This is a genomic window from Streptomyces sp. BE20 (assembly GCF_036322525.1).
GTDB lineage: Bacteria > Actinomycetota > Actinomycetes > Streptomycetales > Streptomycetaceae > Kitasatospora.
Map to the genome: position 1 here is coordinate 1 of NZ_JAQYWW010001046.1, position 14320 is coordinate 14320.

At 73.8% G+C, this 14320-nt stretch carries 9 protein-coding genes and 1 pseudogene; 4 read left to right on the forward strand and 6 right to left on the reverse strand.

Features of this window, described 5'->3' with window-relative positions; genetic code table 11:
• Together PUR61_RS29290 and PUR61_RS29295 are read left to right on the forward strand one after the other, a co-directional pair.
• A pseudogene (locus tag PUR61_RS29290) lies at positions 1–141 on the forward strand (ABC transporter ATP-binding protein); the annotation flags it as partial.
• Between the two features lie 74 nt (positions 142–215).
• On the forward strand, positions 216–2774 hold the full coding sequence (locus PUR61_RS29295) for an ABC transporter permease (RefSeq protein ID WP_329882502.1): 2559 nt from the start codon (positions 216–218) through the stop codon (positions 2772–2774).
• A gap of 225 nt (positions 2775–2999) precedes the next feature.
• On the opposite strand, the gene PUR61_RS29300 is transcribed toward PUR61_RS29295, so the two are convergent.
• From PUR61_RS29300 to PUR61_RS29320, 5 genes are all read right to left on the reverse strand, one after another.
• Positions 3000–3665 carry an HNH endonuclease family protein gene (locus PUR61_RS29300; protein ID WP_329882503.1) on the reverse strand — a complete coding sequence of 222 codons (666 nt, stop codon included), beginning with the start codon at positions 3663–3665 and terminating at the stop codon, positions 3000–3002.
• Positions 3666–3892: 227 nt separating this feature from the next.
• Positions 3893–4744 (reverse strand): iron uptake transporter permease EfeU, encoded by an 852-nt coding sequence (efeU, locus tag PUR61_RS29305; protein WP_329882504.1) that lies wholly within the window; start codon positions 4742–4744, stop codon positions 3893–3895.
• Positions 4745–4788: 44 nt separating this feature from the next.
• Positions 4789–6129 carry an iron uptake transporter deferrochelatase/peroxidase subunit gene (gene efeB / locus PUR61_RS29310; RefSeq protein ID WP_329882505.1) on the reverse strand — a complete coding sequence of 447 codons (1341 nt, stop codon included), beginning with the start codon at positions 6127–6129 and terminating at the stop codon, positions 4789–4791.
• Between the two features lie 137 nt (positions 6130–6266).
• On the reverse strand, positions 6267–7406 hold the full coding sequence (efeO, locus tag PUR61_RS29315) for an iron uptake system protein EfeO (RefSeq protein ID WP_329882506.1): 1140 nt from the start codon (positions 7404–7406) through the stop codon (positions 6267–6269).
• Positions 7407–7758: 352 nt separating this feature from the next.
• Positions 7759–8583 carry an ABC transporter ATP-binding protein gene (locus tag PUR61_RS29320; protein WP_329882507.1) on the reverse strand — a complete coding sequence of 275 codons (825 nt, stop codon included), beginning with the start codon at positions 8581–8583 and terminating at the stop codon, positions 7759–7761.
• Positions 8584–8836: 253 nt separating this feature from the next.
• Between PUR61_RS29320 and PUR61_RS29325 the strand changes: the two genes are divergently transcribed.
• Positions 8837–11080 carry an AMP-binding protein gene (locus PUR61_RS29325; RefSeq protein ID WP_329882508.1) on the forward strand — a complete coding sequence of 748 codons (2244 nt, stop codon included), beginning with the start codon at positions 8837–8839 and terminating at the stop codon, positions 11078–11080.
• A gap of 34 nt (positions 11081–11114) precedes the next feature.
• On the opposite strand, the gene PUR61_RS29330 is transcribed toward PUR61_RS29325, so the two are convergent.
• Positions 11115–12449 carry a hypothetical protein gene (locus PUR61_RS29330; RefSeq protein WP_329882509.1) on the reverse strand — a complete coding sequence of 445 codons (1335 nt, stop codon included), beginning with the start codon at positions 12447–12449 and terminating at the stop codon, positions 11115–11117.
• A 225-nt stretch (positions 12450–12674) separates the two neighbouring features.
• Between PUR61_RS29330 and PUR61_RS29335 the strand changes: the two genes are divergently transcribed.
• Complete coding sequence (locus tag PUR61_RS29335) at positions 12675–14267, forward strand: M4 family metallopeptidase (protein WP_443035255.1); 1593 nt, start codon at positions 12675–12677, stop codon at positions 14265–14267.
• Positions 14268–14320 lie beyond the last annotated feature (53 nt).

The window sequence follows — 14320 nt, forward strand, 5'->3', positions numbered from 1 at the left end:
CACGACCCCGTCGCCGCCGCCTACGCCGACCGCGTCGTCTTCCTCGCCGACGGCCGCATCGTCGACGAACTCCACCAGCCCACCGCCGACACCGTCCTGGACCGCATGCGCCGCTTCGACGCCAAGGGCCGCACCAGCTGAGCCGGATCCCGGCCCACCCGCCCGGCGCCGCTCCGGCCTCCGTCCCCACGACCTTCCAGGACTGACACCACTCCATGTACCGCACCGCACTGCGCACCGTGCTGGCCCACAAGGGCCGACTGCTGATGACGACGCTCGCCGTCCTCCTCGGCACCGCCTTCGTCGCCGGCACCCTGGTCTTCACCGACACGCTCGGCAGCGCGCTCCGCTCGCAGAGCGCCAAGAGCTACACCGACATCACCGTGACCGTCAGCGACCGCTCCGCCGTCAGCAAGGGGTACGACCACGGCGGCGGCGCCGAGGCCGGCCCGGCCCTGTCCGAGGAGACGCGCGGGGCGATCGCCGCGCTGCCCGGCGCCGCCGAGGCCCGCGGCGTGGTCAGCGGCTTCGCCGGCATCGCCGACCGGAAGGGCGCACTGATCGGCAACGGCTTCTCCACCACCGGCACCAACTACGTGCCCGGCGCCGACGGCACCGACCCCCGCTACCCGCTGGTCGACGGACGCGGCCCGCGCGGCGCCCAGGAGATCGCGCTGGACGCCAGGACCGCCGAGAAGGGCGGCTACAAGGTCGGCGACACCGTCCGCGTCGCCGTCAACGGCCCGGTCATGGAGCTCCGGCTCACCGGCACCCTGCACACCAACGACCCGCGCGTCGTCTCCGGCGGATCGCTCGCCGCGTTCGACACCGCCACCGCCCAGCAGCTCTACCTGAGCCCCGGCCGGTTCGCCGAGATCGACGTCAGGGGCAGGCCCGGCGCCGACGACACCGCGCTGCTCGCCGCCGTGAAGCAGGCCGTGCCGCAGAGCGACTCCGTCGAGGCCCGGACCGGCCGCGAGCTCGCGGACGAGCAGGACCGGATGATCGCCGAGGGCACCAAGGGCCTCTCCACCGTCCTGCTGGGCTTCGCCGCCATCGCGCTCTTCGTCGGCATCTTCATCATCGCCAACACCTTCACCATGCTGGTCGCCCAGCGCACCAGGGAACTGGCCCTGCTGCGCGCCGTCGGCGCCAGCCGCAAGCAGATCACCCGCTCGGTGCTCGCCGAGGCACTGCTCGTCGGCCTCACCGCCTCGTTCGGCGGGCTGGTCGTCGGCATCGGCATCGCCACCGGACTGCGCGCCCTGCTCAACGGCCCCTTCGAGGCCAACCTGCCGGACGGCCCGCTGGTGATCGGCCCCTCCACGGTGCTCGGCTCCGTCGGCGTCGGCGTCGCGGTGACCGTGCTCGCCGCCTGGCTGCCCGCACGCCGTGCCTCGCGGATCGCCCCGGTCGCCGCGATGAGCTCCGTCGAGCAGCCCGCCACCCAGAAGTCCCTCGTGGTCCGCAACGTGATCGGTCTGCTGTTCGCCCTCGCCGGCGTGGGCGGCCTGCTGGCCGGCGCGGCCGGCAAGGAGGCCAAGCTGGTCGGCCTCGGCGCGGGTGCGCTGATGATCGGCGTCTTCGTCCTCACTCCGCTGCTCTCCCGGCCGCTGATCGCCCTGTTCGCCCCGCTGCTGCGCAGGCTCTACGGCACGCCCGGCAAGCTGGCCCGCGAGAACGCGGTGCGCAACCCGCGCCGCACCGCCGCCACCGCCTCCGCGCTCACCATCGGCGTCACCCTGATCACCGCGCTGACCGTGGTCGGCGCCTCGGTGAACAAGGCCGTCGACGAGGCCACCGCGAACGACCTCAAGGCCGACTACACCGTCGCCATGGCGAACTTCTCCATGCTCTCCCCCGAGGTCGCCCCCCAGATCGCCAGGATCCCCGGGCTCACCGCGACGAGCGTGATGCGCACCGTGCCCGTCGAGGCCGCCGAGGACGACACCTCGTGGCTCACCTCGGTGGACGCGGCCACCTTCGACCGGCTGGTCGACGTGAAGATCACCGAGGGTTCGGCCGACGCGCTCAAGCAGGGCAAGCTACTGGCCGGCGCCGACTACGCCGCGCGGAACGGCCTCACCGTCGGCTCGACCCTGACCGGCACCTACCCGGACGGCAGCCCGGCCACCCTGACCGTCGGCGGCCTGATCGGGCACAGCACCGTGGTGTCCGGGCTGATCGCCCCCGAGAGCGTGGTCGGCCCGCACGCCGGCGCCGGCACCGGCCTGGACAAGGTGCTCGTCAAGGGCCCGGACGGCCCGGACGCCGCGCTCAAGCAGGCGCTGCGCGACGCCACCGGCGGCAACCCGCTGATCGCGGTCAAGGGCGACAAGGACATCAAGGCGGAGAACCGCGAGATGGTCTCCGCCGTGCTGAGCATGATGTACGGGCTGCTGGGCATGTCCGTGGTGATCGCGGTCCTGGGCGTGGTGAACACCATGGCGATGTCCGTGTTCGAACGCCGCCGGGAGATCGGCATGCTGCGGGCGATCGGTCTGGACCGGCGCGGCATCGGCCGGATGGTCCGGCTGGAGTCCCTGATGATCGCCCTGTTCGGCGGCGTGGTCGGCGTGCTGCTCGGCATCGTCACCGCCTGGGCCGGCGTCCGGACCATGAAGGACGTGTTCAGGAACATCACCACGGTGGTGCCGCCGGTGCAGATCCTGGGCTTCCTGGTGGCCGCCGCGGTGATCGGCCTGCTGGCCGCGCTCTGGCCGGCCCGCCGGGCGGCCCGGACGGACATCCTGAGCGCGATCAAGAGCGGCTAGCGCGGTCCCGTACCGCACGCACGGCGCCGCCCGCCGGGACTCCTCCCGGCGGGCGGCGCCGTCGTGAGCGGCACTCTCGTGAGCGGCACTCTCGTGAGCGGCGCCGTCACGAGCGGCGCCGTCGTGAGCGGTCTGTCGCGGCGGGCGGGGCGGTGGCGGGCGGGGCGGTGGCGGGCGGGGTGTTCCCGGCGACTCCGGTGTGCGCCGCGCTGAGCGAACGTTTCCTCAGCAGCCGTTGAGGATCGAGGAGAGCGCGCTCTTCTCGGCGCTGTCCACGCTGAGGCCGTAGTAGTACTTCACCTGCACCCAGGCACGGGCGTAGGTGCACCGGTAGGAGGTCTGCGGCAGCCAGTGGGCCGGGTCCTGGTCGCCCTTGCTGCGGTTGGAGCTCGCCGAGACCGCGATCAGCTGCGGGCGGGTCAGGTCGTTCGCGAAGCCCTGGCGCTGGCCGGTGGTCCAGGCCCAGGCGCCGGAGCGCCAGGCCTCGGCGAGCGGCACCACGTGGTCGATGTCGAAGGACGAGGCGCTGGTGGTGCTGGCGTTGTCGTAGACCGAGAACCAGGTGCCGCTGACGGAGGCGCACGCGGAGTCGGTGACGACGTTGCTGCCGTCCCGCTTGAGGACCGTCTCACGGGTGTTGCAGGTGCCGGAGACGGTGATCCAGTGCGGGAAGAGCGCCCGGTCGTAGGTGGAGGCGTGGGACTCGGCGGACACCGCGATCGAGGCGAGGTAGCTGCGCGCGGTGGCGGCGGAGACCGGGGTCGGCAGGGCCGCCCGGGCGGTGCCGGCGCCGGTCAGCAGGGTGACGAGGGCGAGCACCAGGGCGCCGAGGGCGGCGGCCGGGGCGCGGCGGGGCAGGCGGGACGGACGGGGCACGGGTATCGCGGACATGGGGGACTCCTGAGTCGACGAGGGCAGGGGAAAGCCCCCGGGCGGAGCGGCCCGGGCTGCCGACCAGCATGCGGCCCCGGGGGTATACGCGGGTAGAGCCGGGAGGTGAACTTTTGAGCGGGCGTCAGCACCACACCCGTCCCGGCGGGCGCAGGAACGCCGAAGGCCCCGCCCGGCGGGTTGCCGGACGGGGCCTTCGAGGCCACCAAGTGGCCTGAACTCATCGCTCAAACAGCCGAGTTGGCCGCTCCCGCGTTCGGCGCGGCAGGCTTGGTGCGGCGCCCGCCGAAGACGTTCAGGAAGATCGCCAGAGTCGGGACCAGGTAGGCCGCCCAGACCACGAGCTGAAGGACCGTCGGGTCGGGCTGGAAGTTGAACACGCCCTTGAGGAGCGTGCCGTACCAGCTGTCCTTGGGGATGCCGGAGCTGATGTCGAAGGCGCGGCTGCGCAGGCCGGGGAGCCAGCCGGCCTCCTGGAGGTCGTGCACCCCGTAGGCCAGCACCCCGGCGGCGACCACCACCAGCATCGCGCCGGTCCAGGTGAAGAACCTCGCCAGGTTGATCCTCAACGCGCCCCGGTAGAACAGCCAGCCCAGGACCACCGCGGTCGACAGACCCAGCGCCGCACCGATGACCGGGTTGTAGCCGTCATCGGTCGCCTGCACGGCCGACCAGATGAACAACGCCGTCTCCAGCCCCTCCCGCCCGACCGCCAGGAACGCGGTGACCACCAGGGCGGCCGTGCCCATCGCGAGCGCCGCGTCCAGCCTGCCGTGCAGCTCCGTCTTCAGGTGCCGGGCGGTGCGGCGCATCCAGAACACCATCCAGGTGACCAGACCCACCGCCACGATCGACAGCGTCCCGCCGAGGGCCTCCTGCGCCTCGAACGTCAGCTGCGTCGAGCCGTACTGGAGCACCGCGCCGAACGCCAGGCTGAGGGCGACCGCCGCACCGACGCCCGCCCACACCGGTGGGAGCTTGTCCCTGCGGCCGGTCTTGACGAGGTAGGCGATGAGAATGCACACGACGAGGCTGGCTTCCAGACCCTCGCGCAGGCCGATCAGATAGTTGCCGAACACGGCACCCTCCTCCGGAGGTTGTACAGGGGTGACGGGCGGAACGGTCAGCCGAGGAGGGCCTGGCCCCACCACTCACCGGGCTTGCGCACACCCGCCGGACAGGCGAAGTGCGCCGAACCGACGTGCTGGATGTACTCGTTCAGCGCATCCGACGCGGCGAGGCGCTGCTGCAGCGGGACGAACCCCGTGCGGCTGTCCCGCTGGTAGGCCAGGAAGAACAGGCCCGCGTCCAGCCGCCCCAGCCCGTCCGTCCCGTCGGTGAAGGAGAACCCGCGCCGCAGGATCATGTGTCCGCCGTTCGAGTCCGGGTGCGCCAGGCGCACGTGGGCGTCCCCGGGCATGGCGTCCAGGTCCGGCGCGTCGTGCTCCCGGACCTTCCCGTACGCGGCGCCCTCGCCCTTGGTGCGGCCGAAGACGTCCTCCTGCTCCTTGAGCGACGTACGGTCCCACGTCTCGATGTGCATCCGGATCCGCCGGGCGACCAGGTAGGAACCGCCGGTCATCCACTCCGGCCCCTCGCCGGGCGCCACCCAGACGTGCTGCGCCAGCGCGGCGGCGTCGGTGCCGGCGATGTTGTGGGTGCCGTCCTTGAAACCCATCATGTTGCGCGGTGTCTGCGCATCGGGCGTGGTGGAGGAGGTCTTGCCGAAACCCAGCTGCGACCAGCGGATGTTGACCGTCCCCATCCCGATGCGGGCCAGGTTGCGGATCGCGTGCACCGCCACCTGGGGGTCGTCGGCGCAGGCCTGGACACAGAGGTCCCCGCCGCTGCGCTGCGGATCGAGGTTGTCGCCCTTGAACCGGGGCAGGTCGATCAGCGCCTCGGGGCGCCGCGCCTTCAGGCCGAAGCGGTCCACACCGTCCTTGTCGAACAGGCCCGGACCGAAGCCGACCGTGAGGGTCAGCCGGGAGGCCGGCAGGCCCAGCGCCTCGCCGGTGTCGTCCGGCGGCGCCTGCGGCAGGCCGCTCGCCGCACCGCTGCCCACCTCGCGACCGCCGGTCATCGCCGCGGCGGCCCTGGTCCACTCCTTGAGCATCCGCACCAACGACTCGCGGGTCGCCGACGCGGAGACGTCGAAGGCCGCGAAGTGCAGCCGGTCCTGGACGGGGGTGGCGATCCCGGACTGGTGCTCCCCGAAGAACGCGACGTCCCCGCCCGCTGCGGCCGGCGCCGGGGCGTCCTCCTCCCGGCGGGTCGCGGCGGCCACCGAGCCGACGCCGGCCGCCCCCAGGGCGGCCCCCGCACCGGCCCAGCCGATCACCGCACGGCGGCTGAACCCGCCACCGGCGGCACCACCCGGCTCCCGGGCCCCGGGCTCGTCACCCCTGGGGGACGGCGTCCCGTGGTCCGGCGCCCCGTTCTGCTGCTCCTGCTCGGCGTCCATCGGCGGCGGACCCTTCTCTGTACGGGACTCGCGCCGTGGCGGCCGCTCGGGCCGCCACGGCGGTGTGGCCAGGTGGTGCGCGGTGCGGCGGCCCGGCCCGCCCGGGAAGCGGTGCGGGCGGGCCGCCGGGCCCGGCGCTATTCGGCGACGACCGCGGCGGCCAGCTTCGACAGCGGCTCGCCCAGCGCGTTGACCGCGTCGGAGAACGTCTTGCGCTCGGCCTCCGTGACCTTCTCGTACGAGGTGTAGGAGCCGTCGGCCTGCTTGTACTTGGCGAGCAGCGCCTCCAGGGCGGCGAACTCGGAGTCCAGCGTCTTCGCCAGCGCCGCGTCCTTCTCGGCGGCGACCGGCTTCAGCAGCTCGTACGCCTTCTTCGCGCCCTCGACGTTCGCGGCGAAGTCGGCCAGGTCGGTGTGGCTGTAGCGGTCCTCCTCGCCCGTCACCTTGCCGGTCGCGACCTCGTCCAGCAGTTCCTTGGCGCCGTTGGCCATGCCGGTCGCGGTGATCTCCGCCTCGGGGATCCGCTTCTGCCAGTCCTTCAGGTCGGCGACCAGCTGGTCCGCCAGCTTCTTCTCCGCGTCGCCGACCGCCGCGTCGACCCAGAGCGACTTCTCCAGCTTGTGCCAGCCCGTCCACTCCTGACCCGGCTCCAGACCGTCCTCACGGGTGTCGGTCTTCGGGTCCACGTCACCGAAGCTCTCCGCCACCGGCTCGGTCCGCTCCCAGCCCGTGCGCGAGGGGGCGTACAGCGACTTCGCCCTCTCCAGGTCGCCGCCCTTGATCGCGGCGGCGAACGCCTCCACGGCCGGAACGGTCGCGTCCGCCTGCTCCTGGGCGTACGCGCGGTACGCGTCGACGGCCGCCGTCAGACGGGGGTCGACCGCCGCCGCCGAGCCCTCGCCGGTCACGGTGATCTTCTGGCGGATGCCGTCGCCGACCATCCCCGGCTTGCAGGCGATCTCGTACGAACCGGCCTTGATCTCGGCGTTGACGGTCGCCTTGGTCCCGGGGCCGATGTTCTCCCGCTCGGTGACGATCTTGTCACCGGCCGCGTAGACGTAGACCTCCGTGGTCTTCGACCCCTTGTTGGCGATGTCGAGAACGATGTGACCGGCCGGGAACGTGGTCTTCGAGACCTCGCAGGCGGTGTCGGTGGCGTTCACCTTGACGGCGTCGGAGCCCGCCTTGTCGTCCTTCTTCTGCGAGCAGCCGGCCAGTGCGGCGGTCGCCACGGCGAGGGTGAGCAGCGTGGCTGCGGTGGAACGACGGGCGGACATGGGGGCTCCAGCGGGCAGGACGTATGAGGGCAGGGCTGAGCGTGGACGTGGCAACGGCACGTGAGGCCCCCCGTCCACTTAGCTTAGGCATACCTTATGTACATCGGATTTCGCCGTCTACGCCCGGGACGGTAAAGAATGGGTAAGGCCGTCACCGCAGGTGAGAGCGGTCGCCCTGCGGGAAACCGGTCGGTACACCGATCGTTTCCGGCCAAGGGGGCTCACGGCCGGCTCCGTCACCGGGCGCACCGAGGCGGGCTGGGGCGCGCCCCTCGACGGCGCACGCCCGGCGCCCGGCCACCCCGGCGCCCGACCGGCCCGGCGCCCACCGCCGCGGTGTGCCGGAGCGGCCTCAGCGCACCGGTGTGCGCCGGGCGGCGGCGCGCGCGGTCCAGCGGCCCTCGTGCCGGCTGATCCTGATCGGGTGGCCGAAGGTCACGCTGACCAGCTCGGTCGTCATCGCCTCGTCGACCGGGCCGGCCGCGACCGTCTCCCCCTCCCGCAGCAGCAGCGCGTGCGTCGTCGACTCCGGCAGCTCCTCCAGGTGGTGGGTGACCAGCACGCTCGCCAGGTCCGGGTGCTGGTGGCGCAGCAGGTCCAGACTGTCCAGCAGCAGCTCACGGGCGGTCAGGTCCAGCCCGGTGGCCGGCTCGTCCAGCAGCAGCAGGCGCGGACTGGGCATCAGCGCACGCGCGATCAGCGCCCGGCCGCGCTCGCCCTGGGAGAGGGTCGTCCACGGGGACTCCGCCGCCGCCGTCATGCCGAGCGTGTCGATCAGGCGCTCGGCGCGGTCCCGCTCCTCCGGGCCGGGCTTGCGGTACAGGTCCGGCTCGATGGTGTTGGTCAGGCCGGTCAGCACCACCTCCCGCACGGTCAGCGGCGAGCGCAGCGGGTGGCGCGGATTCACGTGACCGAGGTGGGCGCGCAGCTCGCGGACGTCGACCCGGCCGAGCCGGCGACCGAGCACGTCCACCTCGCCCCGGGTCGGGTGGGAGACCGCGCCGAGCAGGGCGAGCAGGGTCGACTTGCCGGCGCCGTTGGGCCCGAGCAGCGCCCAGTGCTCGCCGGCCCGGATCTCCAGATCGATCCCGCGCAGCAGGTGGCGCCCCCCGCGGACGACGTCGACGCCACGGGTACGCAGCAGCGGGCCGGCGAAGGAAGGATCGGGCGTGCTCATGGTGGGGGCCTCCGGGGGCGGATGTCGGGCAGGGGCGCGGCCTCGGCGCCGTACCGGGCGGGCGCGACGCCGACCGTCCGCGTGCAGAGTACAACCGTCGGCCCCGCCACGACCGTGCCGTCCGAGCCGTGGACACCGGCGTGACCCCGCACGCCCCTGTTCCGGAGGGGCAGTTGGCGGGAGTATCGGGGAACCGCGGAGGGCTTCTGCGCCGTCCCGCGAGGCAGCATCGGCACGGCGGAGGGGCGTATTCATGACAGGGACGGACGTACCGGTCGGGATCGGTTCAGGGCGGGCCGGGACGCTGCACGGACGGTTCGAGGAGCACGCGCGGCGGACGCCCGACGCGGTCGCCGTCCGGTGCGCCGGGCGGGAGTTGAGCTACGCGGAACTCGACGCCCGGGCCGACCGGCTGGCCCGTCACCTGGCGGCACGGGGTCTCACCCCGGGCCGGCGCGCCGCCGTGGCGTTCGGCCGCGGCACCGAGGTGTACGTCGCCCTGCTCGCCGTGCTGAAGACCGGCGCCGCGTACGTGCCGCTCGAACCGAGCGCGCCCGACCCGCTGCTTCGGCACGTCCTGGCCGAGGCCGACCCGATACTCGTCGTCACCGAGGAGAGCCACCGGCTGCGGCTCTCCGACGCGGGCGCGCGCGCCCTGGTCTGCGGGGACCCGGCCGCGGCCGGGATCGCCGAACTGCCGTCCCTCTCCCCCGCGGTGGCGGTCGGACCGGAGGACCCGGCGGTGGTCTTCACCACCTCGGGCACGACCGGTGCGCCCCGCTGCATACCGATCGAGCACCGCAACCTGCTGGCCCTGCACCGCGGGTGGCACGAGGTCTACGGGCTCTCCCCCGCCGACCGGATCCTGACCACGGCGAGCCTGGAGTTCGACGTCTTCACCTCCGACTGGGTCCGCGCGCTCTGCTCCGGCGCCACCCTGGTGGTCGCCCCGCGCAACCACACCCTCGACCGGAGCGCCGACATCGCCGACCTGCCCGCGCTGGTGGCCTCCGAGCGGATCACCGTGCTGGAGCTGAACGTCCGCACCGCGCGCCGGCTCACGGCCCACCTCGTCGCGTCCGACACCGCGGTCGGCGCGGTGCACGACGCGGTGGCCGGCGGTCGGTCCGGCGGCCCGCTCGGCGGCCTGCTGTCGGGCGTGCGGGTGCTCACCGTCGGCGCCGACAAGTTCTGGCTGGACGAGCACCTGATGCTGCGGCAGCTGCTCGGTCCGTCGACCCGGGTGATCAACGTCTACGGGCTGGCCGAGGCCGCCGTCGACAGCACCTGGTACGAACCGACGGGCCCCGGCGACGTAGCGGGGAGCGCCCAGATCTCGCTCGTCGGCGTGCCGTTCCCCGGCGTGCGGGTCTACGTCCTCGGCCCCGACCGTGCCCCCGCGCCGCCGGGCACCCTCGGCGAGATCGCACTCGCCGGTCCGGGCCTCGGCCGCGGCTACCTCAACCACGCGGACGAGACCGCGCAGCGGTACGCCCACGTCGCGTACGACCCGGACGGCCGGGTGCTGCTCACCGGCGACTACGGCCGGCTCCGACCGGGCGGCGTCCTGGAGTTCGTCGCCCGCGCGTCGACCGCGCTCGGGGAGCCCGGCCTCGCCCGCCCCGTCGGGGCGCCGGTCACCCTGGCCGCCGAGGCCGCCGTCGCAGGCGTCGTGGCCCACGGCGTCGAGACGGCGGCCCGCGCCGAGGCCCTGCTGCGCGCGCACCCCGGCGTGCGGGAGGCGGTGGTCACCGTGGTCCAGGTGTCACCCACCCGCCGCGAGACGGTCGGCTACGCGGTCGTCGAGCCGGGCGCCACCGGCGTGGACGGCTGGTCGCTCACCTCCTACCTCGCCGACCGGCTGCCGGAACACGGAACGCCGGCCGCCGTGGTGCCGCTGACCGAGCTGCCGCGCACCCGGGCGGGCAAGCTGGACCACGGCGCGCTGCCGCTGCCCGCCCCCGCCGACCACACCGCGCCGCGCCGCGCCGTCGGCGCGAAGGGCGGCGGCGGCAAGGGCGGCGGACGGGCCCGCAACACGGTCGAGGCCAGGGGGGCCGGCTGCGTCGGGATCTTCGTGGCGCTGGCGTTCTCGGTCCTGGCCTGGGTCTTCACCGACGCGCTCTGGCCCGGTTCCACGGACGTCTCGGCGGTGCCCGCCCCGTACGACACCTACTTCCAGGTGCTGTACCTCTTCGAGTGGGGCTCGTTCGGCCTGGGCGTGGTGTGGCTGCTCGCGGGGCCCGGCGCGCTCGTCGAGCTCGGGCGGCCGTTCTGGCTCTCGGTGGCCACGTACCTGTCGGTGTTCTGGCTGCTGGCCTCCTGGTGGCCGCAGGACAACATGTACCGGACCAGCGCGAAGGCGGACTGGTCCCGGCAGTCGCTGCTGGTCTACGTGTTCAACGTCGCGCTGATGGTCTCGGCCGCCGTCGTGGTCCGCTTCATGCTCTGGGATCCGCCCGCCCCGGCCCGGGACAGGCGGCGGGGCCGGCGGTAGGACGGGCACACCGAGGGGGCGCGCCGATCGGCGGTCAGCGCAGGGCCTCGAACATCCGGCCCAGCGCGTGGTGCGCCGCGCCGACCAGCGCCTCCGCCGCATCCAGCGCCTCGACGCTGTGCGCGGCGAGCGCCAGACCGACGGTCGGCTCCGGCTCGTGGCCGGCCGTCACGATCAACGGCAGGACGGTCGCGCCGAGCCGGGCGCACCGCGGGCGCAGCCGGTCCAGGTGCGCGTACAGCGCCTCCTGGGAGAGCCGGGCGCCCAGCGGCATCGCGTCCAGCGTGCGGACCAGGTGGCCGGGCCCGCGCACCTCGTCCAGCCGCTGCCGCAGGACGAAGGCGACGGCCGGCCCGGTGAGCCGCAGGTTCACCTCGGTCGGGGCGGGCCGTCGGTCCCGGTCGGTGACGAAGTCCACGTCGAACCAGCCCCGGTGGCCGGCCGCGGCCAGCCGCTCCCCCACCGCCAGCCCGAACCGCTCGGCGGTCGCCGCCACCCCCGGCGGCACCACGCCCGGGCCGACCGTCACCCCCTGGTAGCGGGTGCCGTCCACGGCCATCTCCCCGGTGCCCACCGGGTGCACCCGCCCGTCGTCGCCGATCACGGCGTCGAAGGTGAGGTCGCGCAGCCGGTCCGAGCCGGCCGGTCCGCCGTCCACGAACTCCTCCAGCAGCAGGGCGCCGCCGGGCGGCAGCACCTCCTCCCGGACCAGCCGGCGGAGCAGTGCCCGGGCGCCGCCGGCCGCGAACACCTCCTGCGGGGCGGCCACGACGGTCCCGTACCCGCCCACGCCGTGCGGGCTCTTCACCACGGTGGTCAGACCCCGCGCCGCCCGGATCGTCAACCGGCGCGCGGCCCGGCGCGGGCCGTCCGCGTGCTCCTGGCGGGGCACCCGCACGCCCGGATGGTCGGGGGCGAGCGCCGTGAACAGCTCGTGCGCGGCCGCCTTGGACTCGTACCGGCGCACCGCCGCCAGCTCCGGCCCCTCGCCCTGCGCGGCGGTCCGGCCCCAGACGAGGACCGGCTCGCCGCCGCGCGTGAGGCGTTCCGCGAGCGCCGGGCGCCGTTCCAGCGCCCGGGCCACCGTTTCGCCGGGTGCCACGCCGCTGTGCAGGTCGACCGGGCCCCACGCCAACTCCCGGGCCAGCCAGCCGATCCAGTCCCGTTCGACCTCGGCCGGGAGCACCAGTGCCGCCGGCTGGGGGCTGTAGCAGGTCGCCATCCCGGCGTAGTGGTGCGCCTGCCGCAGCCGCCGCTCGCGCTGCACCGGGTCCGTCCGCTCGTCGAGGAACTGCGCGTTGAAGTCGGCCACGTTGCCCACGTGCACGGCCCGGCGTCCGCCGGTCCAGGCCCCCACCCATCCGTCCATCCCGCGAGGGTACGGCCTCGGCGGGGCGTCCGCGACGGTTCCTCAGAGCGCGAGGAGCCCGGCGTCGGTGGTCGACGGTGCACGCGGGCCGGACGCACTCGATCATTTTTGATCAGTACAGGACACGACTTGGTCAAGAAATGGCGCCCCCTCTAGCCCACTCTGACTGACCACCGTCAACCTCGTGGCAGCTCCTTCCCTGCAGCTACCCCGACTGGAGTCAGAGTGAGCCCCATCTCCTCTTCCCGCCGCCTCCTCGCGGCCGGAGCCACCGCGGCCACCGCCGCCCTCCTCGCCGCCACCTTCACGGCCGGCACCGCCTCCGCCACCCCCACCGGCCGTGACGCGGCGATCGACCGGGCCCGGTCCAACGTCGCCCACAACGCCGGCGTCTTCGGCTACGGCGACGGCCAGGACCTGGTGGTCAAGGACGTCGTCCTGGACGCCGACGGCACCCAGCACGTCCGCTTCGACCGCACCTACCTCGGCCTGCCCGTCGTCGGCGGCGACCTGGTGGTCCACCAGGACGCCCGCGGCCGGCTCAAGGACTCCTCCCGCGCCGCCGCCCACGACGCCGCCGTGGCCTCGATCGTCCCCAAGGTCCCCGCCCAGCTCACCGCCGGCCGCGCACTCGAAGCAGCCCCGGGCGTGGCCGACGCCACCAGCAGCCCCGAACTGGTCGTCTGGGCCGCCGACGGCACCCCCCGCCTCGCCTGGCGCACCACCGTCCGGGGCACCGGCGAGCACGGCCAGCCCACCGGCCGCGTCGTCGTCACCGACGCCCGCAGCGGCGAGCAGATCGAGTCCTACGACTCCGAGCACCAGGCCGCAGGCACCGGCCACTCCGAGTACACCGGCGACATCACCGTCGACACCACCCCGCAGTCCGGCGGCTACGCCCTGATCGACCCCCTGCGCGGCCACCGGACCAGGGACGCGCGCAACGCCGGCGCCGGCTCGATCACCCCCACCTCCGGCACCCTCTTCACCGACGCCGACAACGTCTGGGGCGACGGCAGGAAGTTCTCCACCGACCGCGCCACCGCCGCCGTCGACGCCCACGCCAACACCGCCCTGACGTACGACTACTACAAGAACGTCTTCGCCCGCAACGGCATCAGGAACGACGGCAAGGGCGCCACCGTCTTCGTCCACGTCGGCACCAAGTGGGACAACGCCCAGTGGTCCGACACCTGCTTCTGCATGCTGACCGGCGACGGCGACGGCAGCGTCGACCCCGAACAGGTCGACCTCGACACCATGGGCCACGAGATGACCCACGGCGTCACCAGCGCCACCGCCAACCTCCGCTACAGCGGCGAGTCCGGCGGCCTCAACGAGGCGACCTCGGACATCTTCGGCACCATGGTCGAGTGGTACGCCGACAACACCGTCGACAAGCCGGACTACCTGTTCAGCGACCAGTCCACCCCGCCGTGGCTGCGCCGCTTCGACAAGCCCTCACTGGACGGATCGTCCGCCGACTGCTGGACGAAGAAGGTCGGCCAGCTCGACGTCCACCACTCCTCCGGCGTCGGCAACCACTGGTTCTTCCTGGCCAGCGAGGGCAGCGGAACCAGGACCGTCAAGGGCGTCACCTACACCAGCCCGACCTGCAACGGCTCCACCGTCACCGGCGTCGGCAACCAGAAGATCGCCAGGATCTGGTACCGCGCGCTCACCGTCTACATGACGTCCACCACCGACTACAAGGGTGCCCGCGCCGCGTCGCTGAACGCCGCCGGTGACCTGTACGGGCTCAACAGCCCCGAGTACCGGGCGGTCGCGGCCGCCTGGAGCGCCGTCTCCGTCGGCTGACCCCGGCCCCGGCACCCACGGCCCGTCGCCCCGGCAGGGGTGGCGGGCCGGCT

What these genes read in the sequence shown, in the direction of transcription:
- efeO (WP_329882506.1), bottom strand. Translation starts at nt 7,406, where the DNA reads ATGTCCGCCCGTCGTTCCACCGCAGCCACGCTGCTCACCCTCGCCGTG.
- PUR61_RS29320 (WP_329882507.1), bottom strand. Translation starts at nt 8,583, where the DNA reads ATGAGCACGCCCGATCCTTCCTTCGCCGGCCCGCTGCTGCGTACCCGT.
- PUR61_RS29330 (WP_329882509.1), bottom strand. Translation starts at nt 12,449, where the DNA reads ATGGACGGATGGGTGGGGGCCTGGACCGGCGGACGCCGGGCCGTGCAC.
- PUR61_RS29325 (WP_329882508.1), top strand. Translation starts at nt 8,837, where the DNA reads ATGACAGGGACGGACGTACCGGTCGGGATCGGTTCAGGGCGGGCCGGG.
- PUR61_RS29295 (WP_329882502.1), top strand. Translation starts at nt 216, where the DNA reads ATGTACCGCACCGCACTGCGCACCGTGCTGGCCCACAAGGGCCGACTG.
- PUR61_RS29300 (WP_329882503.1), bottom strand. Translation starts at nt 3,665, where the DNA reads ATGTCCGCGATACCCGTGCCCCGTCCGTCCCGCCTGCCCCGCCGCGCC.
- efeB (WP_329882505.1), bottom strand. Translation starts at nt 6,129, where the DNA reads ATGGACGCCGAGCAGGAGCAGCAGAACGGGGCGCCGGACCACGGGACG.